Below are 26,329 nucleotides of genomic sequence, written 5' to 3' on the forward strand. Positions count from 1 at the left end.
CAATGGCGACCCTGCTTCTCGGCGCGGCCGGCGGCCTCATCGGCGGCGCGCTGTTCGGACCCATCGGCGCGGTGGCCGGGCGCGCGCTCGGCGCCATCGGGGGCTCGGTCATCGATGGCGCGCTCCTCGGCGGCAACCGCTCGCGCAATGCGGAGGGGCCGCGCCTCGCCGACCTCGACGTGATGGCCTCCACCGAGGGCGCGCCGCTGCCGCGCCTCTACGGCCGCGCGCGGCTCGCCGGGCAGGTCATCTGGGCGACGAAGCTGAAGGAGGTGAAGAAGGAGGAGACCCAGTCCGTGGGCGGCAAGGGCGGCAGCCTCTCCCCCAAGGTGAAGACCACCACCTACACCTATTACGGCAACTTTGCCGTGGCCCTGTGCGAGGGCCCGATCTCCCGCATCGGCCGCATCTGGGCGGATGGCAAGCTGCTCGACACGCGGCGGCTGCACCTTGCCTTCCATCTCGGCGGCGAGGACGAGGCGGCCGACCCGTGGATCTCGGCGAAGCAGGGCAGCCTCGGCACGCCGGCCTATCGCGGCGTCGCCTATCTGGTGTTCCAGAACCTGGAGCTCACCGACTACGGCAATCGCCTTCCCCAGATCACCGTGGAGGTGGAGCGCGCGGTGGGCACGCTGGAGCGCCAGGTGAAGGCCGTGACCATGATCCCCGGCGCCACCGAGTTCGGCTACGACATCCGCAACATCCGCCAGGTCTATGGGGAGGCCAGCTACGGGGCGGAGAACCGCCATGTCACCACCTTCTTCAGCGATTTCGACGCCTCGCTGGACCAGCTCCTCGGCACCTGCCCGAACCTTCAGCGCGTCTCCCTCGTGGTCTCCTGGTTCGGCGACGATCTGCGCGCGGGAGCGTGCACGGTGCGCCCCAAATGCGAGCGCACCGTCAAGTTCACCGCTCCCGCGCAATGGAGCGTGGGCGGGCTGACCCGGCTCACGGCGCAGGCCGTGTCCCAGTATGACGGCCGCGCCGCCTATGGCGGCTCGCCCTCGGACGACAGCGTGGTGAAGGCCATCGCCGCCATGCGCGGGGCCGGGCTGAAGGTGACGCTCAATCCCTTCCTCATGATGGACATTCCGGCCGGCAACACGCGGGCCGATCCGTGGACCGGGGCCGCCACCCAGCCCGCCCATCCCTGGCGCGGGCGCATCGTGTGCGATCCGGCGCCGGGGCGGACGGGATCGGCGGACGGCACCGCTGCCTGCCGGGCGCAGGTGGCGGCCCTGTTCGGTGCCGCGCAGCCGCATCACTTCACCCGCATCGGCACCACCGTGCTCTATCACGGCCCCGCCGAATGGAGCCTGCGCCGCATGGTGCTGCATTATGCGCATCTGGCGGTGGCGGCGGGGGGCGTGGAGGCGATCCTGATCGGCTCCGAGCTGGCCGCGCTCACCCGCCTCACCGACGACACCGGCGCCTTCCCCGCGGCCGAGGCGCTGGCCGTGCTTGCGGCCGACGTGAAGGACGTGGTGGGGGCGGGAACCCTCGTTTCCTACGCTGCCGACTGGACCGAATACGGCGCCCAGGTGCTGGCCGGCGGCGACGTGCGTTTCCCCCTCGATGCGGTGTGGGGCGCGGCGGCGGTGGACTTCGTGGGCATCGACTTCTACCCGCCGCTCGCCGACTGGCGCGACGGCTCCGCCCATCTCGACGTGACGCTCGCGCCGGACATCCACGACCGCGCCTATCTCAAGGCCAACCTCAGGTCGGGCGAGGCGTTCGACTGGTACTATGCCGACGATGCCGCCCGCGCCGCGCAGGCGCGCTCCCCCATCACCGATGGCGCCTTCGGCGAGCCGTGGGTCTACCGGCAGAAGGACCTCTGGTCGTGGTGGGCGAGCGCCCACCACGAGCGCATCGGCGGCGTGCGCTCCGCCACGCCCACCGCCTTCGTTCCGGGTGCCAAGCCCATCCGCCTGATGGAGACCGGCTGCCCAGCCGTGGACAAGGGCGCCAACCGCCCCAGCGCCTTCCCCGATGCCAAGTCCTCCGCCACCGCCCTGCCGCCCTTCTCCACCGGAATGCGGGACGACCTGATCCAGCGCCGGATGCTGGAGGCGGTGCTCGGCACCTTCGATCCGGACGCCGGCGCGAGCGAGGCCGACAACCCGCCCGCTGCCCTCTATGACGGCCGCATGGTGGAGGAGGGATGCGTCTTCCTCTGGACCTGGGACGCGCGGCCCTACCCGCAATTCCCCGTCGCCTCCGACGTGTGGGCGGACGGAGCCAACTGGGCCACCGGCCACTGGCTCACGGGACGCCTCGGCGGCGCGCCGCTGGATGGTCTGGTGGCCACGCTCTGCTGTGATTTCGGCGTCGCGGACGTGGCGAGCGACACCCTCGCCGGCGCGGTGGAGGGCTATGTGGTGGAGCAGCCCATGTCCGCCCGCTCCGCCATCGAGCCGCTGGCCCGCGCCTTCGCCTTCGATGCGGGCGAGGAGGAGGGGCGCATCGTCTTCCGTCCGCGTGGCGCCGGCACGCCGACCGTGCTCGGCTCCGACGATCTGGTGCGCACGGACGACGGCCCCCTCGTCGCCATCGCCCGCGCCCAGGAGACGGAGCTGCCGCTCGAGGTCAGCGTCGGCTATGTGGACGGGCTGAAGGACTATCGCCGCGCCACCGTCTCCTCCCGCCGCCTCGCCGGCGCCAGCCGCCACGTGACCGCTGCGACCCTCGCCGTGGTCGCCTCCGATGCGGTGATGGTGCGCGCCGCCGATGTCTGGCTTCAGGACCTGTGGGCGGGGCGGGAGACGGTCTCCTTCTCCCTCCCGCCGTCCCGCCGGGCGCTCTCGCCGGGGGACCTGGTGCGCCTCGCCTTCGACGGGCGCACGCGGCTCCTGGAGATCATCCGCGTGGAGGAAGCGGAGGCGCTCGCCGTCACCGCCCGCACGGTGGAGCCGGAGGTGTTCGACACCGCGCTGCCCGAAGCCTCGGCCGGCAGCGTCGTCTTGCCCGTCGCATCGGGGCCGCCCGCGGTGGCGGTGCTCGACCTGCCCACGCTCACGGAAGAAGAGCCGGTGCCGCTGCAATATCTCGCGGCGGCCGCCGTGCCGTGGCCGGGCACGCTCGCCATCTGGCGCTCCACCGATGGCGCGAGCTTCGAGGCGGTGGCCCCCATCACCGCCTCGGCCACCTTCGGCGCCCTGCTCACCGAGCTGACGCCGGGACCGGTCTGGCGCTTCGACCGGACCGCCGCGCTGGAGGTGACGCTGCAATCCTCGCTCCTCGTCTCGGCGAGCGAGGCGGAGGTGCGCGCCGGTGCCAACGCGCTGGTGCTGTACGCGGAGGGCCGCGCGCCGGAGATCATCGCCTTCACCGAGGCGGTGCTCATCGACGCCGACACCTACCGCCTCTCCGGACTGCTGCGCGGCCTTGCCGGCACCGAGGCGGCGGGCGCCGAGGCCTGGCCCGCCGGCACCCGGATGGTGCGTCTCGACGGCACGCTGGTGGCGGTGGCGAGCGGCATCTCGGCGCTGGGCCGCGCCTATGTCTACCGCGTCGGCTCGGCCAGGGACGACCAGGGCGCGGAGGACGTCACCGAGGTCGCCGCCACCGTGGGCGGACGGGCGCTGACGCCCCTTTCGCCGGTGCACCTGAGGGCGCGGCGCACCGGGGAGGGGATCGCGCTCTCCTTCATCCGTCGCACCCGTGCCGGCGGCGACGGATGGGAGGCGCTGGAGGTGCCCCTCGCCGAGGCGGGGGAGGCCTACCGCGTCGAGATCCTCTCCGGCCCCGATGTGGTGCGCACCCTGGAGACGAGCGCGCCTCAGGCGCTCTATGCCGCGGCCGACGAGCTCGCCGATTTCGGCACGACGCAGACGGTGTTGACCGTGCGCGTGGCGCAGCTCTCCGCCACCGTCGGGGCAGGCACGGCGACGACGGCCGTCCTCGCCGTGTGACGGCTCCAACGGGGTGGCTGTCCGCCGCGCGCGGCCCGACCGCCGCCCGGCCTCTCCTCCCATCCTCCTCCATCCCCCAGCCGCCGCTGCCGCAGGCCTGCCGCGCGGGCGGCGGCTGCGTGCGCAATCCCCTCCCATTCCATCCCCGAGGCCAGAGATGTCCGACCAGTCGGCCAACCTCGCGCTGCCCTACATCGCGGCGGCGCAGGCGCAGAAGCACGTCACCCATAACGAGGCGATCCGCCGGCTCGATGCCTTCGTGCAGCTGGTGCTGGAGAGCGTCACCGCCGCGGAGCCGCCCTCCTCTCCCGCGGAAGGGGCGCGCTGGCATGTGCCGGTGGGCGCGACCGGCGCCTTCGCGGGGCATGCCGGCACCCTCGCGGCCTACGAGGCGGGGACGTTCGATTTCCTGCCCGTGGCGGCGGGCTTCCTCGCCTTCATCCGCGACGAGGGGCGGCTTGCCGTGTTCGACGGCGGCGCCTGGGTGTCGCCGCTCGCCTCGAGCCCGCATCGCGCCGCCATCGCGGCCACCGTGCTGGAAGAGGATCTGGCGCTCTCCGGCGCCTATGTGGAGACGAGCCTCGCCTTTCCCGATCGCGCCATCGTGCTCGGCGTCTCCACCCGTACCCTCGCGGCGGTGACGGGCGCCTCCTCCTACGACTGCGGCATCGCCGGCGAGCCCGCCAAGTTCGGCGGCAGCCTCGGCGTCGCCGCTGGCTCGACTAACGCCGGGGTCATCGGCCCCACCGCCGTCTATGCGGCAACGCCCGTCCGCCTCACCGCCAACGGCGGAAGCTTCACCGGCGGCAACGTCCGCGTCGCCCTTCATTTCCTCGCCTGCGCCATCCCCGGCGCCTGAGCCCGTTCCCGAGCGGAGATCCCTCCATGCCTTACGATGCCACGCGCGACCCGCTGGCCGCGCTCGCTTCCTCCCTGTCCTCGCCGGCTCGCCGGCTGCGCGCGGTCACGCCATCGGACACGGAGGACCTCAGCCCCTATGCCAAGGCCCTGTGGATCTACGTGGCCGCCAGCGTTTCCGGCGGCGTCGCCTCGATCCGCATCACCACCGTGGGCGCGCCGGACGGGGAGAGCGTGACCCTTTCGGCGACACCCGGGCTGCAGCCGCTGCCGCCCTGTCAGGTGCGCCGCGTCTGGGCCACCGGCACCACTGCCGCGGGCCTCACCATCTTCGCGCTCGCCGACCGCTGAACGCGGCGCCTGCGCTTTCCCGATCGCACCACGGCCGTCGTCCGCCCGCCGCCTGCGCGGCGGGGCGCGGCCGCGCGTGCGGTGATCCCCAGCAACGAAGAGGTGTTCCCCATGGACCTGTCCCTGGGCGTTTCCCTGACCTCCGTCCCGACCTGCTGCTGCGGCAGCGGCAGCGACCTTCCGCCGTCCGGCTTCGTGTTCGTCACCGACGACGATGAAGCCCGCCTGCAGGACGACGACGGCAACTTTCTCATCGAGGAGATCTGAACCATGTCCAACCGGATACTGCGCGCCGCCTCCGGCATCCTCTCCCCGCTCGGCAAGCCGATCTACCGCTACATCCACCTGGGCGACAGCCTGACCCAGGGCAGCACCGCCGCCTTCTCCGCCAACTTCGGCGGATGGGACCTGACGTGGCAGGTCTCCATGGCCTCCAACGGCGCGCTCCTGCCGGTGCGCAACGCCGGCGTCGCCGGCCAGGCCTCGCCCCGCATCACCGCCCGCGTCGCGCGCGACGTGCTGAAGTGGGCGCCGGACGTGGTCGGCGTCACCATGGGCACCAACGACGTGATCGGCCTCAACTCCTCGGCCAACATCGCCGGGAACCTCGCGGCCGTCCACGCGGTGCTGAAATCCGCCGGGGTGTTCTTCTACTTCACCACCATTCCGCCCTATGCGGCCCGCGCCGCCCTGGTGGACACGGTGAACGGCATCATCCGCGACTTCTGCACCACCAACGGCGTGCCGCTGGTGGACTTCTATGCGGAGGTCAACGATCCCGCGAACCCCGGCAACTGGCTCGCCAACTATTCGTCGGATGGCATCCATCCGCTGGCGCGTGTCTCCTGGCTCTGGGCGCAGGCGGCGTGGACGACGCTCTCGCCCTCGCTCACCTCCACGCGCAAGCACCAGCGTCCCCGCGTCCTCGACGCGTCGAACCTGCTGTTCCCGAGCGGCGGCGTGAACGCGCAGGGCCTGCCCAACACCGCCACCAACATCGACGGTCTCTTCAACAATTACCGGACCTATGCCGCAGGCGGATACAGCCTGCCGCTGCCCTACCTCTGGAACAACGTCTACACCTCTTCCGGCACCGCTCCCACGGCGTCCGGCGCCATCAGCCAGGTGGCGGACGTGGCTGGCAACCTGCATACCCTGACGGCCGCGCCGAACGGGGCCGGCGCTGTCACCGCCACGGCCATCCTCTCCGGCCTGGGGCACTATCAGGGCCGGCGCATGCGCCTGTCGTGGCTGATGGGCCTCGCCGGCTTCGACGCGCAGAACACCAACGCGGCGCTTGCCGCCGGCGGGTCGCTGCGGGCCTATGTGGGCCTCAAGGCGACCTGCCGGGACAACAACAGCGCGGCCATCGGCTCCATCACCTATACGGATCCCGTCGACCCCGGCGCGTCGCTCTGGGATGGGGCGAGCCTTGCCCTCTCCACCAACTGGAGCGCCAACGTCGATCTGCTCTCCTACGATCTCTCGCGCCGGCCGATGAACTTCGAGTTCAACGTGGCTCCCGGCACCGAGAGCATCTACATCGAGCTGACCGTCACCTTCTCGGCGGCCGCATCCGGGTCCGTGACCATCGAGCACGGCGAATATGCCCTGGTGGATGTCGGCCCGGCCCAGTTCCCCATGCTGGTGGCGGAAGCCTCCGACTTCACCTGCTACCGGACCTTCTCCGCTGCCGCGGCGATGACGGGCGGGACGGCGATCAAGACCCGCTACTTCCGCTGCAACGCCACCTCCGCCGCGTTCACCGTGACGCTGCCGGCGGCCAATTTGTGCCGGGGGGTCATGCTCCAGTTCAAGAAGGTGGACGGCACCGCAAACGCCGTGACCATCGCCGCGAATGGGGCGGAGACCATCGACGGCGCGGGCACCTATGGGCTCGCGACCCAGTACAAGCACGTGCGGCTCATGTCGAACGGCGTCAGCTGGGACATTCTCGCCGCCGGCTGAGCCCCCGCGCGGCCCTACCCCTTCCTCTCGTGAGGCCTCTTCCGCCCGACCGCCGCCCCCGGCGGCCGGGCGAGGGAATGTGGCGCCGCCGCAAGCCCGGCACGTCCCGCGGGGCGTGCCGCTCCTCTTCCGATTTCCTTCGAGGTGAACATGGCCAAGGACAGCTTCTCGACGGCGCTCGCCGCCGTGCTGGTGCACGAGGGCGGCTATTCCAACCATCCCGACGATCCCGGTGGCCCGACCATGAAGGGCATCATCCAGCGGGTCTATGACGGCTACCGCCGCTCGAAGGGGCTTCCCACGCGCAGCGTCCGCGCGCTGGAGGACGCGGAGCTGAAGGACATCTACCGCCGCCAGTATTGGGACGCGGTGCGCGCCGACGAGCTGCCGCCGGGCATCGACTACGTGGTGTTCGACGGGGCGGTGAATTCCGGCCCCGCCCAGTCGGCCAAATGGCTCCAGAGAGCCCTCGGCCTGCCGGCGGACGGGGCGGTGGGCGTGGTGACGCTGGATGCGGCCCGCGCGGCGGCGGCGGCCGATCCCGAGCGGCTGGTGGACGACATCTGCGACCGCCGCCTCGCCATGCTGAAGGCGCTCTCCACCTGGCCGGTGTTCGGCCGTGGCTGGGGCCGACGGGTCGCCGACGTGCGGCGCGCCGGGAAGGCCTGGCTGCGCGAGGGCCGACCGGTGGCCCGTGTCCCGGTGGCGGACGTCGCCGCGGCGGCCGGGGAGGGGGCCAAGGCCTCGGTCTCGAGCGCGCGCCCCGCGCCGCAGGCGACGGGCGGCGCCGGCGCGGTGGCCGGTGGCCTTGCCACCTCCGCCGTGGCCGAGGCGGCGCGGCAGATCGCGCCGCTGGCGGCCGGGTCGCCGTCGCTGGCCACGGTCTTCACCGGGCTGACGCTGCTCGGCCTCGCCCTGACGCTGGGTGGCCTTGGCCTTGTGTGGTGGAGCGCCCGGGCCGGGGCACGGCGCGCCAACGTGCTGGACCTCCTGCCCGAGGCCCCAGCCGTGCCCAAAGCCGACCGGATGGCCTGAGCCATGACGGTTGCGGACTGGCTCATCTACGGAACCGGCTGGCGGGCACAGGCGCTCGGCGGCCTCGTGGTGCTGGCGGGGCTCGGCTTCCTCCTCGCCCGCCTTGTCGGGCCGGCGCGGGCGCTGCGGACCATGGCCATCGCGCTCGGCGCCTTCGCCGCCCTGGTCTACGGCCGCCGCGAACGGCAGGCCGGATGGAATGATGCCCATGTGAAAGGAGAGCGCGATGCGGATGCCGCGATCGATCAGGCGGGGCGTGCCCGCGCTGATGCTGTTCGGCGCGATGCCGATTCTCGCCGCCTGCGCGACGACGACGGGTACCGCCGCGACTAAGGTCTATTGCGGCGCCGCATCACCCATCCGCTGGTCCTCGGCCGACACGGACGAGACCATCCGCCAGACCAAGGCCCACAACGCGGTGGGCCGTCGCCTGTGCGGCTGGCGCTGAGCTGGCTGCCGGCGTGCGTCAGCGCGGGGCTGAGTTCGCGGTTCATTTGCGTCGGCGCGGGCGCTGACATGGCTGCCTGCCTCTGTCATTCTGCGCGCTGCTCCCTTAAGAGGACGTCTGCAAGCCGGAGGGAACCCGTGCGCCTTTTGGTGGTCGAGGATGATCCCGATCTCAACCGTCAGCTCGTCGCCGCGCTGGGCGATGCGGGCTATGCGGTGGACCGCGCCTTCGACGGCGAGGAAGGCCACTACCTCGGCGAGAACGAGCCCTACGACGCCATCGTGCTCGACATCGGCCTGCCGAAGATGGACGGCATCTCCGTGCTGGAGAAATGGCGGCGCGCCGGCAAGGTGATGCCGGTGCTGATCCTCACCGCCCGCGACCGGTGGAGCGACAAGGTGCAGGGCTTCGACGCCGGCGCCGACGATTATGTCGCCAAGCCCTTCCACATGGAGGAGGTGCTGGCGCGCCTGCGGGCCCTGCTGCGCCGCGCCACCGGCCATGCCTCCAGCGAATTCTCCTGCGGGCCGGTGCGGCTCGATACCCGTTCGGGCCGCGTCTCGGTGAACGGCAACCCGGTCAAGCTCACCTCGCACGAATACCGGCTGCTGGCCTATCTCATGCACCATGCCGGCCGCGTGGTGTCCCGCGCCGAGCTGGTGGAGCATCTCTACGACCAGGATTTCGATCGGGATTCCAATACGATCGAGGTGTTCGTGGGGCGCCTGCGCAAGAAGCTCGATTGCGATGTGATCCAAACCGTGCGCGGCCTCGGCTACCTTCTGGCCGCGCCGGAAGCGCCGCAGCGCTGATCCGTCATGACCGATCCCAATGCCGCGCCGCGGCCGGCGGAATACACTCCCGGATCGCTCGCCTTTCGCCTGTTCCTCTCCGCCATGGTCATCACGCTGGTGGTGCTCGCCATGGCGGGCTTCGTGCTCTCCTCTCTCTACCGTAGTGCCGCCGAACGGTCCTTCGACCGGCGGCTCGACGTTTATCTGAAGACCATCGTCGCCGAGGTGGCGAACGCCAGCGACGCCACGCTGCCCGATCCGATGGCGCTGGGCGACCCGCTCTTCTCCTTCCCCCGTTCCGGCTGGTACTGGCAGGTGACCTTCTCCGCCGGTGGCCAGGTGCGGCACCAGGCCTCGCGCTCGCTGGTGGATGTGCGCCTGCCCCTGTTGTCGGAGCTGGGCATCAATGCCCGTCCGGGGCTCATGCGCGAAGGCTATGCGGCAGGTCCCGACGGCGAGGTGCTGCGCGTGGTGGAGCGCGACGTCGACCTCGGGGGAGACGCGCGCTACGTGGTCTCGGTGGCCGCGGTCGCCGCGGAGCTGGAGGAGGAGATCGCCGCCTTCAACCTCGCCCTCGTCGGTACGTTGGTGGTGCTGGCCGCGGCGTTCCTGCTGGTGGTGATCGTACAGGTGCGCTTTGGGCTGAAGCCGCTCTCGCGCATTTCCGATTCCCTCGCCGACGTGCGCTCGGGCAAGGCGGAGCGGCTGGACGGCGCCTATCCCACCGAGATCGTGCCCCTGGTGCGCGAGGTCAACGCCCTCATCGACGCCAACCGGGAGATCGTCGAGCGCGCGCGCACCCATGTGGGCAACCTCGCCCATGCGCTCAAAACCCCCCTCTCCGTGCTGATGAATGAGGCCGGCACCCGCGACGACCCTCTCGCGGAGAAGGTGCGCGACCAGGCCGGCGTGATGCGCGACCAGGTGGCCCATTATCTGGAGCGCGCCCGCATGGCCGCGCGCGTCACCGTGGTGGCGAGCGTGTGCGATGTGACGCCGGTGGTCACCTCGCTGGCCCGCACCATGGAGAAGATCCACCGCACCAAGGACCTCACCATCGACGTCCGCATCGCCGACGACGTGCATTTCCGCGGCGAGCAGCAGGACCTCGAGGAGATGGTGGGCAACCTGGTGGACAATGCCTGCAAGTGGGCCACCTCCCGGGTCGAGGTGGAGGTGGTGATCGGGCGGCCGAAATCCCCGGGCGACCGGGTCTTCTACCACATCATCATCGACGACGACGGCCCGGGCCTCGATCCCGGCCGCCGCATGGATGTGGGCCGGCGCGGGCGCCGGCTGGACGAATCCAAGCCCGGCTCCGGCCTCGGCCTGTCCATCGTCCACGAGCTGGCGGTGCTCTATGGCGGCCGCTTCGAGCTCTCCTCCGCGCCCATCGGCGGCCTGCGCACGGAGCTCGTGCTTCCTGCCGCAGCGGCGCCTCCTCCCCCCTCCGCTCCGTGAACCTGCCCGTGCGGCTCCCCCGCGCGTTGTGGACTCGATGCCACAGGGGGTGGGAAAGTCACTTCCCTCCCGTGCTGCGACTGCTTATGAGGGATGCAGGGCCACCTTCCTGCCCCAATCTGACGTCCGATTCTCGCCGTATTGGTATCGTCCGCGGGAGACCTGTACCGATGTCCGTGCGTTTGGTGTCCACCCGGCTGCCCGCCGTGTTTCTCGTCGCTGCCGGGCTTTCGGGATGTGCCAGCGATTCCGGCTCGGGCGGGCGCTCGCTCACGGCCTCGGCGGCGTTGCCTACGGCACCCGTCATGACCGGGACCGTCTCCGGCGGCCTCATCAGCGGCGGCATCGGCAACGGGCTCGACGAAGCGGATCGCAAGCGCGCCTACGACGCGGAAGTGACCGCGCTGGAAACGGGCGGGCCGGGCTATCCGGTGGGCTGGAAGGGCGATGCCGGCACGCATGGCACCGTGGTGGCAGGGCCGCCCTACAATCGCGCGGGCTACCAGAGCTGCCGAGATTATTCCCACACCATCTATATCGACAACCGGCCGCAGATCGCGCGTGGCGCCGCCTGCCGCACACAGGATGGCCGCTGGCAGCCGGTGACCTGACGCCCCCGGCCTGAGGCATCGGGGTGCGTCGTCCACCATCATCAGCGCGGGCGAGGGGAAGTGTGAGCAGGCCCGCCGCCTGAGGCGTTGCGGGCGTTCACGCCGTCAGTAGGACATGAACAGGGGCACCTTGCTGTCGGCCAGCAGGGATTCGGTGACACCGCCCAGCACCCATTCCCTGAGGCGGGAGTGGTTGAACGCGCCCATGACGATGAGGTCCGCTCCGATCAGCGACGCCTGTTCCCGCAGCGTACCGGCAATGCCGTCCACGCCCACGGTCAGGTTCTTCACGCTCACGTTCACGCCGTGGCGGGCGAGATGGGGAGCGAGCTCGGCGCCGGGCACCTCGTCCTTGAGCTCCTTCTCGGTGCCGATGGCGAGCAGCTCGACGGCGGCGGCGGCCTTCAGGATGTCCATGGCGTCGTTCACCGCCCGCGCGGCGCGCGCGCTCGCATCCCACGCCACCAGCACGCGGTGATGCTTGAAGGTGTCGCAGCCCGGGGGCACCACGATGAGCGGGCGCCCGCTCTCGAAGAGCAGGGCCTCGATGAGCCCACGGTCGGCGTTCACGGTCGCGGTCTCGGCGTCGAGCAGGGAGATGTCATGCACCCGGGCCTGGGCGACGAAGGTTTCCACCATTTGCCCATAGCTGAGCTGCGGCGTATCCACCGAGGCCGAGACGCCCGCGGCTGCGGCATCGCCGAACGCCCGTTCCGCCACCGCGGCGGCCAGCTGGCGCAGGCGCCGGTTGTGGGCCGCCACCAGGCCCGACGCAACAGTGCCGACGAAGGTGTTGCCCATGACCACCTTCAGCGACGCTGCCTGGATCGTGGCATGCGCGCCGGACTGCTGCGCCATCGACAGGCCATACGCCAAAGCGGACGAGGGCTCGTCGATACCTTCCTCGGTCATGCCGATGAGCACGTTCTTTATATTTTGAAGCATTAGCCGTTCCTCCACAGGACACCGCAACCTAGATAGCACGTCTTCAGATTTCGTTGCGTCATGTCAACGAGGGGGCGTGCGCCGCGCATGGCGTCCGAAAGCACGGTCAAGCTGGTTTCCCGGAGGTCGCCGAGGAGGGTACAAGGGGGGAGGGGGAGCCGATGATCGAAGATCTCAATCTGTTTGCCAGCCAGCTCGTCACGCTGTGGGTCATCCTGGAACCCATCAGCCACCTGAGCATGTTCCTGAGCGCCACCTCGCATCTCGACCCGCAGCAGAGGCACAAGGTGGCGGCGCTTTCACTGTGCTTCGCCTTCCTCATTCTGCTGGTGTTCACGCTGCTGGGCCGGATGCTGCTGCAGGCGATGGGCATCTCCATCCTCGCCTTCCAGATCTCGGGCGGCATCATCCTGTTCTTCTTCGCCATGACGCTGATCTTCGTGGAGCGGCCCCACCGGCCCATCAGCGTGAACCCGGACCGCAGCCTCGCAACGCTCGCGGTCTATCCGGTGGCGACCCCGATCCTCGCCGGGCCGGGCGCGATCCTCGCCATGGTGCTGTTCTCCGACAACAACCGCGGCGCGCCGTTGTCCCAGCATCTCCTCACGCTGGGCGTGCTGATGCTGATGATGAGCGTGCTGTTCGTGGTGTTCTGGCTGGGCGACTACATCGCCAAGGCGATCGGAGAGAGCGGGGCGAGCCTGCTGAAGCGCGTCATGGGCATCCTGCTCGCGGCGCTGTCGGTCAACCTGGTGCTCAACGCCTTCCAGAAATGGCTCGGGCTGCCGGAGATCTGACGCCCCGAGGTCCCCGCCGGTCTGTTGACGGAAGCTTGGGGTGAGGGCCGGCGCGGCTCCCGCGAACGTGCCCCGTTGGTGGGGACGCCTTCCCTCACCCCGATCCCCTGCCGGCGTGCCGGCAGGGGGAAATGGGCCGCCGAGGCGCCCTGTCAGGCCTCGATCTTGTCCATATCCGGCGCGATGCCCTTGGAGGTCGGGCTGCCGTCGTCCAGCGGGGCGAGATAGTCCAGAACCGTCTGCTGGTAACGCGGAATGCCCTTGTAGGCGGCGATGTCCGGATGCAGGTCGCGCAGCACGCGGTGCAGGCGGCGGCGCCACTTCGGCACCTTGGCGATGTCGGCGAGGCTGGTGAGATAGCAGCGGATGCCGAACAGGATCGCCCCCGAGCGCGGCAGCCGGTAGAGGGTCTGCAGCTCCACGCGCAGATGCACCTTCTCGGCCACGTTCTCGGACGTGACCGTCGCCTTGTCCGGCCCCCACACCGGATAATTCTCCGGCGAGGTGTCGAGGCGCGGGTTGATGGTCATGGTCCAGTTGAGCCGCCGCACCGGCTGGCCGTACTGGAGGCGAAGCAGGTATTTCAGCGCCCGGTCGAACACGCCCTTCTCGTGCGCCAGCGGCACCGGTCCGTGCCATTCCTGGAACGACATGCCGATGTCGAACTCCAGCGACCAGTCGGCCTGGGTGGTCACCATGCCGCCGTCCACGAAGAGATTGTCCTCGCGTTGGTCCTGCAACGTGAAGTCGCCCTGCGCCTGGCGGGTGATGTACTCGAACGGGGCGCAGGGCAGGGTCTCCGCCTTGCCGAAGGTGAAGGTCTGGTGGATGCCCAGAGGACGGTTCACCCAGGTCCACACATCCCCGTCCTTGGTCAGGGTGAAGTGGGCGGGATAGTCGGCCGCGAGGTTCTCCATGATCATCTCGAGCGTGTCCCACTGAGCCGCCATCATGTGGGGCAGCACCTGGCACCGCTTGGGATCCTCCTTGAGGACGCGCTCGCGCTCCCTGCACTCGGCGACATAGTGCTCGTCGATGTCGAACTGGGCCTGGAAAGCCGCCGTCGGGCCGCCGCGCACGTGCGGCTCGATGTTCACCGAGTACATGTACTCGTCCTCGGGGAACGGGAAGGGGAAGCGCAGGATGTCCTCCGGCGACTTCCTGTAGGTGAAGGTGTCGCGGAAGGTTTCTGCGGGCTTGAACTGGACGGTCATCTTCTTCCTCCCACGGCTCAGAGGTCGAGCACGAGGCGGGGCCCGCGGGCGCGGGACACGCAGATCATGACGAGCTTGCCGGCCGCCTTGTCCTCCGCCGACAGGAAGTCGTCGCGGTGGTCGACCTCGCCTTCGGCGACGGCCGTGGCGCACTCGCCGCAGGCGCCGCCGCGGCACAGGCAGGGGGGCGAGACGCCTGCGGCCTCGATGGCCTCCAGCAGGGTCTGGTTCTCGCCCACTTCCACTTCGATGCCGGACTTCTTCAGGATGGCGCGGAACGGCAGGCCGCCGGTGTCACCGCCGAAGCTCTCCTTGTGCACCTTGCCCTTGGGCCAGCCCAAGGCGAGGGCGGTGCCCGTCACCGCATCCATCAGGCTGTGGGGACCGCACACATAGACGTGCGTTCCGAGCGGCTGGCGCGCGAGCAGGGCGGCGACGTCGAACGACGAGCGTCCGCCGCTATGCACGCGGATCTCCTCGCCTGCCGCATAGGGGGCGAGCAGGCGCTCGAACACCGGCGCCTCCTCCCCGGTGGCAAGCTGGTGCAGCTCGAAGCGCGCGCCGCGCGCCTTCAGTTCCGGCAGGAAGGACAGGAGCGGCGTGATGCCGATGCCGCCGCCGATCAGGAGGTGCTTCTTCGCCGTGGAGGCGAGCGAGAAAAGGCTGATGGGGGGCGCCATCTCCAGCACGTCACCGGGCGTCACGTTCCGGTGCAGGAAGGCCGAGCCGCCCCGCGACTGGGCCACCAGCCGGACGATGATGTCGTAGCGCGACCGCTCCGCCGGCGGCGACACCAGCGAATAGGCGTTCTTCATCACCCGTGCGCCATCGCGGAGGGTCAGCATCACATGGCCGCCGGCCGGCGGGGTGGGGAAGGTGCCGCCGTGCGCCGGCTCGAAGGAGAAGCGCTTGAGGCTCGGCGCGAGCTGGACCACCTCGCGGACGCGCACGCTCATGGGTTCGCCGGCAGTCATTGATAGAGCTCCTCGGCCGCGGGCACCTCGCCCGGAACTTCGGCGTCGACCTGGACGCCCATGAAGGCGGCGAGCCGCCGCGAGAAATGATCGCGCACGAACAGCGGCGCGCCGCAGCCCGAGCAGGTGACGATGGAGGTGGTGACGCCCTCCATCACCTCGCGGCAGTGGACGCAGAAGATGCGCCGCGCCTTCGCGCCCACATGGGCGAACTGCATCTCCTGCCGGCTGAGGCCGGCCTTCTCGCCGAGACCGGCGGCATCCCACAGGAACGGCTCGGTCCCGGCCGCGTAGAGGCGGAGGCCCATGGTCTCGCGGGCGAGCCGCTCCTCCAGCGCCGAGAAGAGGTGGGCGGCGGAACGGAACGGGCGCACGGCGCCGGCTGCTTCCTCCATGGCCGGGGAGGCGGGCACGGCGCTCTTGCGCGCCACGGTCCACACCTCGAAGGCGGAGGGGGTGACCCCCTCCGCCAAGGCTTCACCGGGGACTTCGGCGCCGTCCACCACCATCAGGTGATGCCGGCCGGCCGGGTCCGGTTGGATCGCCTGGTATCTGGGACGGCTCTTGATGCCTTGGTCGCTCATCTCGTCTCCGCTCAGTAGACTGCCAGAGAATGGGCCACGATGATCACCACCGCGCCAAGGGCGAGCGCGGCGTAGGGCAGCACGCCCGCCCGGGTGCCGGCCCCCGGCTCCGCCCTCAGGTGCATGTCCTCCATCATCGCCGCCGGGAACTGGCCCTTGTCGGTCACATAATGGCGGAACAGGAAGACCGGGATGATGAAGGCCGAGCAGATGAGGCCCGTCACCAGCGTTCCCGCGCCCCAGATGTCCGCGCCCATGCCGAGCAGGGCCAGGTTCACGTAGGCCAGCACCGTGCCCATGCCGAGCAGCCAGGTGGGCGCCTTGAACGGACGCTCCCAGGCCGGCCGGTCGATGCGGTGCATCCAGGCGGCGTTGAGGTTGAGGAAGTTGAACAGGATGTAGCAGACGTTCGAGATCGCGAGCACGAACACGTAGTCCGACATCATCAGCAGCACGAGGTTGAAGCAGAGGTCGGTCCACATGGCCCGGGTGGGCGCGCCGTTCTCGTTCACGTGGCTGAGGTACTTGGGCAGCCAGCCGTCCACGGACGCCTGGTAGAGGGTGCGCGAGGAGCCCGCCATGGAGGTGACGATGGCGAGCATGAGCGCCAGGATCAGCATCACCACGATGATGTTGTGCACCACCGGGCCGCCCTTGATCATGCCGGCCATGGCGCTCGCGACGCCCATGCCGGAATAGATGTCGGCGGAGAGGATGCCGTCATAGACCGCCGGCGTGGTCACGGTGCCGGAGGCATCCACCACCGCCGGGGTCACCAGCTGGCCGAGGCCGAGCACGCCCTGGAACGAGATGGGCACGATGGTGAACACGAAGATGCACAGCAGGCCGGAATAGAGGATGGCCTTGAAGGTGTCCGTCTTCGGATCCTTGAACTCGCGCGTGTAGCACACGGCCGTCTCGAAGCCGTAGGTGGACCAGGCGGCGATGAAGAGGCCGCCGGCCATCAGCGTGATGCCGGCCATGTTCCACTCGCCGGCGATTATCTTGCCGGCCTCGTCCTTCGCGAGCGGGGCGAACGGGCCGAGGTTGGAGGCGAGCACGTCGCCGGTGAACAGCGGCACGAGGCCGATGAGGATCAGCGGCAGCAGCGCCACCACGCCGAGAATCACCTGCACCTTGGCGGTCTGGCTGATGCCGCGGTGCTGGATGGCGAAGGCGATGAGCAGCAGCGCCGCGCCGAGGATGAAGGTGGCGTTGATGCGCAGCGCCAGGCCCGCCTTCAGCCAGCCGAGGTCCACCAGCGTGAGCTGCCAGGTGTTGATGGCCGCATCCGGCGCGAACAGGATGGAGAGCACGTAGCCCGCCGCCAGGCCGGAGCCGATGGACAGCACCGGTGACCAGGCCAGCCAGTTGCACCAGACTGAGAAGGGCGCGAGCAGCTTGCCGTAGCGCACCCACGCAATGGCGCCATACACCGAGGCGCCGCCGGACTTGTGCGGGAAAAGGCCGGCGATTTCCGCATAGGAAAATGCCTGGATGAAACCGAAGAGGATGGACAGGATCCAGATGAACCAGGCCGGAGCGCCCACGGTGGCGCCGATGGCGCCCACGGAGAAGAGCACGAGCGCGGGAACCCCGCTCGCGATCCAGAATGCTCCAGTCCAGCTGATTTTTCGATGAAGCGTGCCGGCCTCTGGCCCGGCGACGACTTCGTTGGTCGCGGCAATGCTCATGGTGTTACCCCTCATTTTTATGCGGGGGAGTTTCTCCATGCGAAAAAAAATTGTCAATCAAGATATTCATCTGACGCAACGTTCAGCAAGGTGTTTTTCGGTCCAGGCGGTAATCGGGCCGGAGCTTCCTTCAGGAAAGCAAACACCATTGACGCCGGAATTGCGATATCCCGGCGTTCATTCTTGCTCAGACACATCATGGCGTGTCGGGATCTTGCCGATCCGACACGAAGACTTTTTGTCAGGCGCGCACGCGCGTCTTTTGCGGGTCGAAATGGGGGAAGGGCACGATCTCGGCGCCGATGCGCTTCTTCAGCCCGTCCAGCTTGCCGATCTCCAGCCGGGTGCCCACGTCCGCATGGGCCACATCGATGCGCGCCAGGGCGATCTGGCCTTTCAGGATCGGCGACGAGGTGGCGCTGGTGACGACGCCCACCTGCGCGCGGCCCACATGGAGCGGGTCGCCATGGCCCACGGCGTCATTCCCCTCCACCTTCAGCCCCACCAGCTTCCTGGCCGGATTGGCCTTCCGGCGGGCCAGGGCCTCCTTCCCCACGAAATCCTCGTCCTTGTCCGCCACGGCAAAGCCGATGCCGGCCTCGTAAGGGTCCGTCTGGTCGCAGAAGTCGTAGCCGGCGAACACCAGTCCCGCCTCGATGCGCAGCATGTCCAGGGCGGAAAGGCCCAGCGGCTTCATGCCCTTCGGTTCGCCGGCGGCCCAGACGGCGTCGAACAGCGCCCCCGCATCCTTCGGATGGCACCAGATCTCATACCCCAGTTCCCCGGTGTAGCCGGTGCGCGAGACCACCAGCGCCGGCCCCTGCGGTCCGCCGAGGCGGCCCACCGCGAAGCGGAACCATTTCAGCTCGCCGATCGTGGGCTGGGTGCCCCCCGTCCAGATCACCTCCGATAGGATCTCTCGGGAGAGGGGACCCTGCACGGCGATGTTGTGCAGCTGGTCGGTGGACGAGCGCACGAAGGCCTTCAGGCCCCATTCCGCCGCCTTGTCGCGTAGCCAGGTGCCGGTGAACTCCTCCCCGCACACCACCCGGAAGTTGGCGGGCGCGAGGCGGAAGACGGTGGCGTCGTCGATCATGCCGCCGTGGTCGTAGCAGAGCGCCGTATAGACCACCTGGCCCACGGACAGCTTGCGCATGTCGCGCGTCACCGTCCGCTGGAGAAGCAACTCGGCGTCCGGGCCCGTCACCTCGAACTTGCGCAGCGGCGACAGGTCCATGATCGCCGCTTTCTCGCGGCAGGCCCAGTATTCCGCGATCGGCCCTTCGCCGGTGAAGCAGGTGGGCAGCCAGAAGCCGCGATATTCCACGAAGCTGCGGGTCATGCCCGACAGGCGCGGATGGAAGGCGCTCTCGCGTGTCAGGCGCGGCTCGGCTTCGGCGTTCATGCGGAAGGCTATTCCTTTGGAGAAGTTTTCCGCGGCGTCGTAGACGCGCACATGGATGTCGGTCGGCTCCCAGCCGTTGGCCGGGTCGATGTCGTCGGCGCAGGAGGAGGAGGCGCAGACGAGGTCGGTCAGCGCCTTCAGCAGCACATAGTCGCCCGGCCGCGACCAGGGCTCGTCCATGGTCAGCGCGTTGGTGTGGTCCACGGCAGTGTTGTAGAAGAAGTTGATGGCTGGCCAGCCCGCCTTTTCCTTGATGCCGAGGGGCTTGAGCACGGCGTTGAAATTGTCCGTGCAATTGGCGTGGCCGGGATAGCCCATGTCCTCGTAATACTTGGCCGAGCAGGCGAGCGCGAAGGTGTCGTGCCGGCCCACCGTGTCGCGCACCACCTCGATGAGCGGGATCTGCCGCTCGTCATAATATTTGGAGTGCAGCCCCGGTCCGGGATAGGCCGCGCCCATCAGCGTGCGGGTGGTGGTGGCGTCGAGGCCGTATTCGGCGCCCTTCTCCAGCGCCGCCGCGTCGAAGGCGAGGAAGTCCGTGCACTGCCGGCCCGACACGTCGATGATCTGGATGTAGTCGCCCGCCTTCACGCGGTAGGCGCGGGCCTCCGCCGCCGGCACGCGCAGGTCGAGCTTCGGCTCGGCGAGCGGGGCGGGCAGTGGCGGCTCGTTCCCCGCCGCGCGATGGATGAAGACGGCGATGTCGGTCGCCGTATCCTGGGCATCCGGCGCCATGGGGCCGCCGGGAGCGGCGACGATCACGTGCACGCCGCCCTTGGCCAGGAGCGCGATGCGGCGCCCGGCCTCCTGTTCTCCCGCCAGAACCACGTGGCCACCCAGGGCCTCCGGCGCTATCCCGCGCGCCGCCAGCGCGCGCGCCACATCCGCGCTTCCCTCTCCCCCCTTTTCCAGCACCGCAGCAAGGCCCACGGTGGCCGGCCCTTCCAGGCCGAGCACCGCCGGGTCCGCATCCACGGCGACGATGAGGACCTGCTGCAGGCCCTCCGCGTCGTGGATCTCGATGCCGTCCCCGGCCGAGAGCGCCACAAGGGCGCAGCCACCCCCGCGCACCACCACGCGTTCACGCGGGAGCGGGGGGATGGCCCCGGCAGACAGCCCGGGTGGAAAAAGGGAGATGTTCATCTGGCCCTCTCGCTAGCCTTCCTGGATGAGGGTCGCCAGCAGCCGGTAGCTGCCGCGGTAATAGAGCAGCGGATCTTCCTCGCCCTCGGTGCGCATGTGCACCACGCGGCCGACGAAGATCACATGGTCGCCGCCGTCATAGTGCGCATAGGGAACGCATTCGAACGTGGCGTGAGCCGATGCCAGGCAGGGCTCGCCGAGGGAGCCGTCGATGCAGGGCGTGTCCGTGAACTTGTCGGCGCCGGCCCGGGCGAAGCGGTTGGAGATTTCCTTCTGGGTGCCGTGGAGGATGTTGACCGAATAGGCGGTCGCCTTTTCCAGCCGCGCCAGCGAATTGAGCGAGCGCGCCATGCAGAACAGGACAAGCGGGGGATCGAGCGAGACGGAGGAGAAGGAGTTCACCGTCACGCCCATGGGGCCTTCCTCGTCCTTGGCCATCACCACGGCAATGCCGGTGGCGAAGCGCCCGAGGGCGTTGCGCAGCTCGCGCGGATCGAGGCGGGCGTCGAGATCAATGGTGGTCATGGAAAGAAGCTCACTGAAATTCTGGTCTATGCGGGCATCATAGACCCACTCGCCCGCGCATGCGCGCGGCGGGACGGAAGGGATGCCTCCGTCCCGCCTCGTCAGGTCCGCCTCGCCCCGGCAGGGCCGGGGCGGGCTCTCGCCAGGGTGGATCACGCCACCTTCGCCGGCTTGATCTCAGCGAGCAGCTTCTCGGCCAGCGCGCGCTTCTCGGCGTCGTCCATCTTCTTGATCTCGTTGCTCAGCACCCGCTCGTTGATGGATTTGTTCCAGTAGTCCAGGGAACCGAAGCCCAGCAGCGAGGCCTTGCCGACGAACTGGCGCAGCACCTCGTTGGTGGGGCCCATCACCCAGCCGGCCTTGCCGTCGCGCAGGTAGCGCTCGATCTGCAGCGCCGGCCGATAGCCGGTGCCGCCGCAGGTGTGGAGCATCTTGTCCACCACATGGGCGACGTTCTTGGCGGCCTCGAACTTCACCTGCCACAGCCAGTGCAGCAGCGCCGAGCGGGGCAGGGCGTCCTTGTCCTTGTGGATGGACCAGTCGCAATTGTTGGTCACGCCGTCGAGCGCCTGCGCCATCTGGAAGTCCAGCGCGCGGGAGGCGTTGGTGTCCATGATCGCCTCGCCCACATAGTCCTGGATGGTGGGGTAGTCGGCGACGCGCATGCCCACGTCATTGTGGGTCTTGCGGGTGGTGTGGCGCTTGGCGATGTCGATCACCGCCAGCGAGATGCCGTTCCAGCAGGCCGAGGACAGGGTGAGGAAGAACGGGTCCACCACCTCGTCGTTGGACTTGGCGCCGTCGCCGATGGGGCCGACGAGGGCGTCCTTCGGCAGGATGGCGTTCTCCACCATGATGGGGCCGGACTGGTTGCCGCGCAGCCCGAGGCCGTCCCATTCGGAGGGGTTGGACTTCACCTCGTCCTTGGTGACGAGGAAGCAGGACAGGTCGGAATAGTCGCCGGCGAAGCCCGGGCTCGTAGTCTGGACGATGTACCAGTCGGCGAAGCCGCCGGAGGTGGTCCAGGATGCCTTCTTCGTCACCTTCCAGCCGTCGCCATGGGCCTCGGCCCTGGAGGAGATGGGATACCAGAAGTGCGAGCCGGTCTCCGGGTCGGAATAGGAGAGCGTGCCGATGAGCACGTCCTTGTCCAGCCGCTTCAGGATGTCGGTGAGGATGGGGTTGTCGTGGTGCCGCAGCAGAGCGGCGGCCGTGGCGCCGAGGTGCATGGTGTAGCACATGGCGGTGGAGGGGCAGCCGTAGCGGGCGATGGTTTCCACCACCATGGCGGCGCAGACGTGGTTCTCGCCGAGGCCGCCGAGCTCCTTCGGCACGTTGAGGGCGAGCAGGCCGAGGGTGGCCAGCGCTTCGAAATTCTTGCGCGGGTAGATGTAGTTCGCGTCGCTCTCCACCGCATTGGCGCGCAGGGTGGATTCGCACAGGGCGATGAGCTTCGACTGCAACGCCTTCTGGGCGGGGGTCAGCAGCCACTGGGGATCCCACTCGAAGCCGAGCCCCCAGAACTCTTCCTGGCCCCACATCTTCACATCGGACATGACTTAAGCTCCGCCTGGGCCGCGCCTCCTGGTGGGGCGACCCGCAGTTGCGATCCTGGCTTTCGGCGGCCACACTGTTCCCCGCAGTGAATTTTTTTGACGCCGTAGAAACACTTTGCCATTGACTGTCCGGTGTGCAAGCCCATTGATTGGGCGAGCTTTCCCCCAAATTTGATCAAGCCCTAAGCATGTTGCGGCGCGGCAATGCTTTTGTGTGCCTCATTCCTGACCACTAGACGAAAGAATTTTCGTCTTAGGAAAAGTAATTGACACTTGAGCGGGGTGGCAAGCAGGATGTGCCCGTCGCGGCGGAGGCCGGCCCGGTGCTGCCCGGCCGCAACGCATTTTCCAGACAGGCAAGAACCGGAAGAGGGACAGGATGACGAGCGCAACCATCTGGCGCCAATCGATCCTCAACGAGCGCCACAGGGAACTGGGATCGAAGCTTGAGGAATCGTGGAATGACATGGCGATTCCCCAGCACTACGTCACCGATCCCTATCTGGAGACGGAGGCGGTGCGGAATCGCGCCGGCCTCATCGACGTCTCCGCACTCAAGATCATCAATGTGTCCGGCAAGGATTCGCTCGCCTTCCTCAATGCGCTGCTGACCGCCGACATCGCCAAGATCCCGGCCGGCCGCTCGATGATCTCCTCGGTGGTGGATGATGCCGGCGGCCTCATCGACGATGTGCTCATCTATGTGGACGGCGACGGCGCCTTCCGCCTCTCCCATGGCGGCGGCGCGCTGGAAGAGGCGTTGCCGGTGGTGGCCGAGGGCTTCGACGTCGCGTTCACCCGTGACAACGACATCCATATCCTGTCGCTGCAGGGCCCGAAGGCCCTCGACATTCTCTCGCCCCACACTCCCATGGTGTTGAAGGACCTGCCCTATTTCGGGCATGGCAAGACCACCCTGTTCGGCATCCCGGTGTCGCTCGCCCGCGGCGGCTATTCCGCCGAGCGCGGCTACGAGGTGTTCTGCGCCGCCAAGGACGCGGTGTTCCTGTGGGACAAGATCCTGGAGGCGGGCGCCCCGTTCGGCGCCATGCCGGTGTCCTGGGACTGCCTCGACATCGTGCGCGTGGAGGGGGCGCTGCTGTTCTTCCCCTTTGACATGCCCCACAAGGACACCACGCCCTTCGAGGTGCTGATGGACTGGTCGGTGGACCTCTCCAAGCCGGACTTCCGCGGCAAGGCGGCCCTCATCGCCCGCAAGGGCACCGAGCGCACCCACCAGGCCGGCCTCGAGGTGCTGGCGCCGCGGGCCATCACGCCCGGCGCGAAGATCTTCAAGGATGGCGCCGAGGTGGGCGTGGTGAACTCCACCACCTACAGCCAGCACCTCATGAAGTCGGTCGCCCTCGTGTCGCTGAAGCCGGAATTCACCGCGCTGGGCACCGCGCTCACGGTGACGGACGGCGCCGAGAGCTTCGAGGCCAACGTGGTCCGCACCCCCTTCTACGACCCCATGCGCCTGCGGACCCATCCGCTGGAAGAGCGGGCCTGACATCGTCGCATAACGGCGCACAAACAAAGGGCGGCCGGACGGGATCTTCCCCGTCCGGCCGCCCTTTTTTTGCGTTTTTGGGCCCGTTCAGAGCGCCTTCAGGCCGGCCTCGATCTCACCCCGCCGGCCTTCCAGGAACGGCGGCAAGGCGAGCCGCTCGCCCAGGTGCTCCGCGTCCTCGTCGGCGGCGAAGCCCGGCCCGTCGGTGGCCAGCTCGAACAGGATGCCGTTGGGCTCGCGGAAATAGAGCGAGCGGAAGTAGAAGCGGTCCACCTTGCCGGAGTTGGGAATGCGCAGCTCCTTCAGCCGCCGCGCCCATTCCTCGTACTCGTCGAAGGAGGTCACGCGGAACGCCACGTGATGCACCGCGCCGGCGCCCTGCACGGCGGGATCGAGGCAGGGCTCCACCCGCACATGCACCTCGGCGGCGGGGCCGCCTTCGCCCATCTCGAACACGTGGACGGCGCGGCCTTCCTCGGTGGCATAGGTGCGCACCTCCTTCATGCCCATCACGTGGAGGAGTACGGCGGCGGTGGGCGCGAGCTCCGGCACCGACAGGACGATGGGGCCGAGGCCGCGGATCTGGAAGTCCGCCGGCACCGGGCTCTTCGCCCATGGCACGCCGGGGCCGCGCCCCTCGTCCACCACGAGGGCGAGGCGCTGGCCCTCGCGATCCTCGAAGGGCAGGATGTTGCGCCCGTCGCGGGTCTCGATGCCGCCATGGACGATGCCCGCGTCCGAGAGCCGGCCGGCCCAGTATTCGAGGGCTGCCTCGTCCCGCACGCGCAGGCCGGTGCGCACGACAGAATGGGTGCCGCGCCGCTCGCGCGGGACCGGCCAGTCGAAGAAGGTGAGGTCCGTGCCGGGGTTTGCCTCGCCGTCCGCATAGAAGAGGTGGTAGGCGGAGGTGTCGTCCTGGTTCACGGTCTTCTTCACCAGGCGCATGCCCAGCGTCTGGGTGTAGAAGCGATGGTTGTAGGGCGCGTCGGCCGTGACCGCGGTCACGTGATGAAGGCCGGTGAGCTGCATGGCGGGTACTCCGGGGAGGGGTGTCCTCCGTGTCTGTGTCGCTCATCGAGATAAGCTTGCAGCCGTCGCGGGGCGAGAGTCACAGCCGCAAATTGGATTTGCCGAGCTGCAAGCGATGTTCTTTCTGTTCTCTTCGGGATTGCCTTCTCGCATGCGCAGGACGGCGTCGCGCACCCTTTTGGAGGTAATATAGTATAAAACAAGGTTCCATCGGGTCCGCCGTCAGCATTCCCAGGGAAAGTACGTTCCATTCCCGCCCCTTTGTGCCATGAAGGCCCGAACGGGCGGGCGGGATCGATGGCATTTTCTTTCGGCACCATGGGATCGGCAATGGCAGTGCGGGCGCTGGCGGTGGCCGTGGCGGCGACGCTGGTGACCGGCTGTTCCTCCCGTCCGGGCGTCGATGCGCTGACGCCCACCGCCGCCACCGCCCCCGGCGCGCGGGAGCATGTGATCCTCGTCGCCTCCACCCGCGAGCGCGACGCGCGCCCGGGCATTTTCTTCAATGGCGAGCGCTCCACGGCCCTGTCGTTCGCCAAGGTGGACCTGTCCGTGCCCCCGGCCCACAAGGCGGGCGAGATCGAATGGCCCAAGCAGGGCGCCGGCGATCCCGCCACGGACATGGTGGTGCGCGAGGCGGTCTATCGGGATACCGAGCAGCAGTTCCTCGCCGACATGAAGGACGAGCTGGCGCGCCGCCCGAAGGGGCAGCGCAAGGTGTTCCTGTTCGTCCACGGCTACAACACCATGTTCTCCGAGGCGCTCTACCGCCTCGCGCAGATGGCGGATGATGCCGACGCTCCCGCCGTGCCGGTGCTCTTCACCTGGGCGTCCCGCGCCCAGACGGAGGGCTACGTCTATGACAACAACAGCGCCACCGCCGCCCGCGACCGGCTGGAGGAGACCATTCGCCTTTCCTTCGCCAGCGGCGCGGAGGAGGTGAACATCCTCGCCCACTCCATGGGCAATTGGGTGACGGTCGAGGCGCTGCGGCAGATCCGCATGTCCGGCAAGCCGGTCCCGCTCAACCGGGTGGGCAACATCATCCTCGCCGCCCCGGACATCGACGTGGACGTGTTCAAGAGCCAGCTGAAGCGCTTCGGCAAGCTGGAGAAGCCGTTCGTGGTGATCGTCTCGCGGGATGACAAGGCCCTCGGCTTCTCCGATTTCCTCGCCGGCAAGAAGGCGCGGCTCGGCGAATATTCCAACGACCAGGAACTGGTGGAGCTGGGTGCCGTCGTGGTGGACATGACGGATGTGAAGGCCCTCGACAGCTTCAACCACGGCAAGTTCGCCCAGCTGGCGGAGATCGCTCCGCAGGTGCGCGGCGCCGTTGCCGCGGCCTCTGCCAAGGAGGCGGGGTCGGCACCGGATACCGTGGCCTTCCAGGGCCTGCGCATCTCCGGCCTCAACCGGGCCCGGGCTGCGGGCCAGGCGGAGACCGCCACCGCCGCCGGCGGAGCGCCCGCCGCGCAATAGGGGCCGCATTCAGGCCAGCCATGCCGCGGCGCCC

The 26,329-nt window shown here is 68.9% G+C and carries 22 protein-coding genes; 13 read left to right on the forward strand and 9 right to left on the reverse strand.

Annotated elements, in window-relative coordinates; genetic code table 11:
* Nucleotides 1–2 precede the first annotated feature (2 nt).
* The 10 genes from V5F59_RS07395 (at nucleotide 3) to V5F59_RS07440 (ending at nucleotide 11,440) form a co-directional block, all read left to right on the forward strand.
* The gene (locus tag V5F59_RS07395) at nucleotides 3–3,914 is read left to right on the forward strand and encodes a baseplate multidomain protein megatron (protein WP_393982510.1); all 3,912 of its coding nucleotides are present in this window, start codon (nucleotides 3–5) and stop codon (nucleotides 3,912–3,914) included.
* A gap of 157 nt (nucleotides 3,915–4,071) precedes the next feature.
* Nucleotides 4,072–4,773, forward strand: coding sequence for a DUF2793 domain-containing protein (locus V5F59_RS07400; RefSeq protein WP_393982511.1), 702 nt, complete (start codon nucleotides 4,072–4,074; stop codon nucleotides 4,771–4,773).
* Nucleotides 4,774–4,799: 26 nt separating this feature from the next.
* Nucleotides 4,800–5,123 carry a spike base protein, RCAP_Rcc01079 family gene (locus tag V5F59_RS07405; protein WP_393982512.1) on the forward strand — a complete coding sequence of 108 codons (324 nt, stop codon included), beginning with the start codon at nucleotides 4,800–4,802 and terminating at the stop codon, nucleotides 5,121–5,123.
* 111 nt (nucleotides 5,124–5,234) lie between these two features.
* A complete protein-coding gene (locus tag V5F59_RS07410; RefSeq protein ID WP_393982513.1) occupies nucleotides 5,235–5,390 on the forward strand; it encodes a hypothetical protein in 156 nt (51 codons plus the stop codon).
* Nucleotides 5,391–5,393: 3 nt separating this feature from the next.
* Nucleotides 5,394–7,091, forward strand: a complete 1,698-nt coding sequence (locus V5F59_RS07415; RefSeq protein WP_393982514.1) for an SGNH/GDSL hydrolase family protein — start codon at nucleotides 5,394–5,396, stop codon at nucleotides 7,089–7,091.
* A gap of 150 nt (nucleotides 7,092–7,241) precedes the next feature.
* Nucleotides 7,242–8,126 (forward strand): glycoside hydrolase family 108 protein, encoded by an 885-nt coding sequence (locus V5F59_RS07420; RefSeq protein WP_393982515.1) that lies wholly within the window; start codon nucleotides 7,242–7,244, stop codon nucleotides 8,124–8,126.
* Between the two features lie 3 nt (nucleotides 8,127–8,129).
* Nucleotides 8,130–8,459 carry a hypothetical protein gene (locus V5F59_RS07425; RefSeq protein ID WP_393982516.1) on the forward strand — a complete coding sequence of 110 codons (330 nt, stop codon included), beginning with the start codon at nucleotides 8,130–8,132 and terminating at the stop codon, nucleotides 8,457–8,459.
* A gap of 252 nt (nucleotides 8,460–8,711) precedes the next feature.
* Entirely contained in the window at nucleotides 8,712–9,386 is a 675-nt protein-coding gene (locus V5F59_RS07430) for a response regulator transcription factor (RefSeq protein WP_393982517.1), read from the forward strand.
* Between the two features lie 6 nt (nucleotides 9,387–9,392).
* Nucleotides 9,393–10,829: an ATP-binding protein gene (locus V5F59_RS07435; protein WP_393982518.1), complete on the forward strand. Its 1,437-nt coding sequence runs from the start codon at nucleotides 9,393–9,395 to the stop codon at nucleotides 10,827–10,829.
* A 170-nt stretch (nucleotides 10,830–10,999) separates the two neighbouring features.
* The gene (locus tag V5F59_RS07440) at nucleotides 11,000–11,440 is read left to right on the forward strand and encodes an RT0821/Lpp0805 family surface protein (protein WP_393982519.1); all 441 of its coding nucleotides are present in this window, start codon (nucleotides 11,000–11,002) and stop codon (nucleotides 11,438–11,440) included.
* A gap of 105 nt (nucleotides 11,441–11,545) precedes the next feature.
* Here the strand turns inward: V5F59_RS07440 and V5F59_RS07445 are convergent, their stop codons facing one another.
* Nucleotides 11,546–12,385: a universal stress protein gene (locus V5F59_RS07445; RefSeq protein ID WP_393982520.1), complete on the reverse strand. Its 840-nt coding sequence runs from the start codon at nucleotides 12,383–12,385 to the stop codon at nucleotides 11,546–11,548.
* A gap of 161 nt (nucleotides 12,386–12,546) precedes the next feature.
* On the opposite strand from V5F59_RS07445, the gene V5F59_RS07450 reads away from it, so the two are divergent.
* Nucleotides 12,547–13,182, forward strand: coding sequence for a MarC family protein (locus tag V5F59_RS07450; protein WP_393982521.1), 636 nt, complete (start codon nucleotides 12,547–12,549; stop codon nucleotides 13,180–13,182).
* Nucleotides 13,183–13,334: 152 nt separating this feature from the next.
* On the opposite strand, the gene V5F59_RS07455 is transcribed toward V5F59_RS07450, so the two are convergent.
* The 7 genes from V5F59_RS07455 to V5F59_RS07485 all read right to left on the reverse strand — a co-directional run bounded on the left by V5F59_RS07455 (nucleotide 13,335) and on the right by V5F59_RS07485 (nucleotide 22,277).
* Nucleotides 13,335–14,396 carry a heme-dependent oxidative N-demethylase family protein gene (locus V5F59_RS07455; RefSeq protein ID WP_393982522.1) on the reverse strand — a complete coding sequence of 354 codons (1,062 nt, stop codon included), beginning with the start codon at nucleotides 14,394–14,396 and terminating at the stop codon, nucleotides 13,335–13,337.
* Nucleotides 14,397–14,413: 17 nt separating this feature from the next.
* On the reverse strand, nucleotides 14,414–15,370 hold the full coding sequence (locus V5F59_RS07460) for a PDR/VanB family oxidoreductase (protein ID WP_393982523.1): 957 nt from the start codon (nucleotides 15,368–15,370) through the stop codon (nucleotides 14,414–14,416).
* Nucleotides 15,367–15,954 (reverse strand): dimethylamine monooxygenase subunit DmmA family protein, encoded by a 588-nt coding sequence (locus V5F59_RS07465; RefSeq protein WP_393982524.1) that lies wholly within the window; start codon nucleotides 15,952–15,954, stop codon nucleotides 15,367–15,369. Before V5F59_RS07465 ends, V5F59_RS07460 begins: the two co-directional genes overlap by 4 nt.
* An 11-nt stretch (nucleotides 15,955–15,965) precedes the next feature.
* A complete protein-coding gene (locus V5F59_RS07470) occupies nucleotides 15,966–17,648 on the reverse strand; it encodes an APC family permease (protein ID WP_393982525.1) in 1,683 nt (560 codons plus the stop codon).
* Nucleotides 17,649–17,889: 241 nt separating this feature from the next.
* On the reverse strand, nucleotides 17,890–20,196 hold the full coding sequence (locus V5F59_RS07475) for a trimethylamine N-oxide demethylase (RefSeq protein ID WP_393982526.1): 2,307 nt from the start codon (nucleotides 20,194–20,196) through the stop codon (nucleotides 17,890–17,892).
* 12 nt (nucleotides 20,197–20,208) lie between these two features.
* Nucleotides 20,209–20,721, reverse strand: a complete 513-nt coding sequence (locus V5F59_RS07480) for a flavin reductase family protein (protein WP_393982527.1) — start codon at nucleotides 20,719–20,721, stop codon at nucleotides 20,209–20,211.
* A gap of 152 nt (nucleotides 20,722–20,873) precedes the next feature.
* A complete protein-coding gene (locus tag V5F59_RS07485; RefSeq protein ID WP_393982528.1) occupies nucleotides 20,874–22,277 on the reverse strand; it encodes an acyl-CoA dehydrogenase family protein in 1,404 nt (467 codons plus the stop codon).
* A gap of 379 nt (nucleotides 22,278–22,656) precedes the next feature.
* Between V5F59_RS07485 and V5F59_RS07490 the strand changes: the two genes are divergently transcribed.
* A complete protein-coding gene (locus V5F59_RS07490) occupies nucleotides 22,657–23,787 on the forward strand; it encodes an aminomethyl transferase family protein (protein ID WP_393982529.1) in 1,131 nt (376 codons plus the stop codon).
* Nucleotides 23,788–23,874: 87 nt separating this feature from the next.
* Here the strand turns inward: V5F59_RS07490 and V5F59_RS07495 are convergent, their stop codons facing one another.
* The gene (locus V5F59_RS07495; RefSeq protein ID WP_393982530.1) at nucleotides 23,875–24,816 is read right to left on the reverse strand and encodes a ring-cleaving dioxygenase; all 942 of its coding nucleotides are present in this window, start codon (nucleotides 24,814–24,816) and stop codon (nucleotides 23,875–23,877) included.
* A 297-nt stretch (nucleotides 24,817–25,113) separates the two neighbouring features.
* On the opposite strand from V5F59_RS07495, the gene V5F59_RS07500 reads away from it, so the two are divergent.
* Complete coding sequence (locus V5F59_RS07500; protein ID WP_393982531.1) at nucleotides 25,114–26,295, forward strand: alpha/beta hydrolase; 1,182 nt, start codon at nucleotides 25,114–25,116, stop codon at nucleotides 26,293–26,295.
* Nucleotides 26,296–26,329 lie beyond the last annotated feature (34 nt).

Origin of the sequence: Xanthobacter nonsaccharivorans (assembly GCF_043194755.2) — a bacterium.
Classification (GTDB): Bacteria; Pseudomonadota; Alphaproteobacteria; order Rhizobiales; family Xanthobacteraceae; genus Xanthobacter; species Xanthobacter autotrophicus_G.

Excerpts from the sequence above, each read along its gene's own strand:
- V5F59_RS07460 (WP_393982523.1), bottom strand. The coding sequence starts at position 15,370 with ATGACTGCCGGCGAACCCATGAGCGTGCGCGTCCGCGAGGTGGTCCAG.
- V5F59_RS07490 (WP_393982529.1), top strand. The coding sequence starts at position 22,657 with ATGACGAGCGCAACCATCTGGCGCCAATCGATCCTCAACGAGCGCCAC.
- V5F59_RS07425 (WP_393982516.1), top strand. The coding sequence starts at position 8,130 with ATGACGGTTGCGGACTGGCTCATCTACGGAACCGGCTGGCGGGCACAG.
- V5F59_RS07500 (WP_393982531.1), top strand. The coding sequence starts at position 25,114 with ATGGCATTTTCTTTCGGCACCATGGGATCGGCAATGGCAGTGCGGGCG.
- V5F59_RS07480 (WP_393982527.1), bottom strand. The coding sequence starts at position 20,721 with ATGACCACCATTGATCTCGACGCCCGCCTCGATCCGCGCGAGCTGCGC.
- V5F59_RS07435 (WP_393982518.1), top strand. The coding sequence starts at position 9,393 with ATGACCGATCCCAATGCCGCGCCGCGGCCGGCGGAATACACTCCCGGA.
- V5F59_RS07455 (WP_393982522.1), bottom strand. The coding sequence starts at position 14,396 with ATGACCGTCCAGTTCAAGCCCGCAGAAACCTTCCGCGACACCTTCACC.
- V5F59_RS07400 (WP_393982511.1), top strand. The coding sequence starts at position 4,072 with ATGTCCGACCAGTCGGCCAACCTCGCGCTGCCCTACATCGCGGCGGCG.
- V5F59_RS07445 (WP_393982520.1), bottom strand. The coding sequence starts at position 12,385 with ATGCTTCAAAATATAAAGAACGTGCTCATCGGCATGACCGAGGAAGGT.
- V5F59_RS07415 (WP_393982514.1), top strand. The coding sequence starts at position 5,394 with ATGTCCAACCGGATACTGCGCGCCGCCTCCGGCATCCTCTCCCCGCTC.
- V5F59_RS07405 (WP_393982512.1), top strand. The coding sequence starts at position 4,800 with ATGCCTTACGATGCCACGCGCGACCCGCTGGCCGCGCTCGCTTCCTCC.
- V5F59_RS07440 (WP_393982519.1), top strand. The coding sequence starts at position 11,000 with ATGTCCGTGCGTTTGGTGTCCACCCGGCTGCCCGCCGTGTTTCTCGTC.
- V5F59_RS07470 (WP_393982525.1), bottom strand. The coding sequence starts at position 17,648 with ATGAGCATTGCCGCGACCAACGAAGTCGTCGCCGGGCCAGAGGCCGGC.
- V5F59_RS07410 (WP_393982513.1), top strand. The coding sequence starts at position 5,235 with ATGGACCTGTCCCTGGGCGTTTCCCTGACCTCCGTCCCGACCTGCTGC.
- V5F59_RS07475 (WP_393982526.1), bottom strand. The coding sequence starts at position 20,196 with ATGAACATCTCCCTTTTTCCACCCGGGCTGTCTGCCGGGGCCATCCCC.
- V5F59_RS07485 (WP_393982528.1), bottom strand. The coding sequence starts at position 22,277 with ATGTCCGATGTGAAGATGTGGGGCCAGGAAGAGTTCTGGGGGCTCGGC.
- V5F59_RS07420 (WP_393982515.1), top strand. The coding sequence starts at position 7,242 with ATGGCCAAGGACAGCTTCTCGACGGCGCTCGCCGCCGTGCTGGTGCAC.
- V5F59_RS07450 (WP_393982521.1), top strand. The coding sequence starts at position 12,547 with ATGATCGAAGATCTCAATCTGTTTGCCAGCCAGCTCGTCACGCTGTGG.
- V5F59_RS07495 (WP_393982530.1), bottom strand. The coding sequence starts at position 24,816 with ATGCAGCTCACCGGCCTTCATCACGTGACCGCGGTCACGGCCGACGCG.
- V5F59_RS07395 (WP_393982510.1), top strand. The coding sequence starts at position 3 with ATGGCGACCCTGCTTCTCGGCGCGGCCGGCGGCCTCATCGGCGGCGCG.
- V5F59_RS07465 (WP_393982524.1), bottom strand. The coding sequence starts at position 15,954 with ATGAGCGACCAAGGCATCAAGAGCCGTCCCAGATACCAGGCGATCCAA.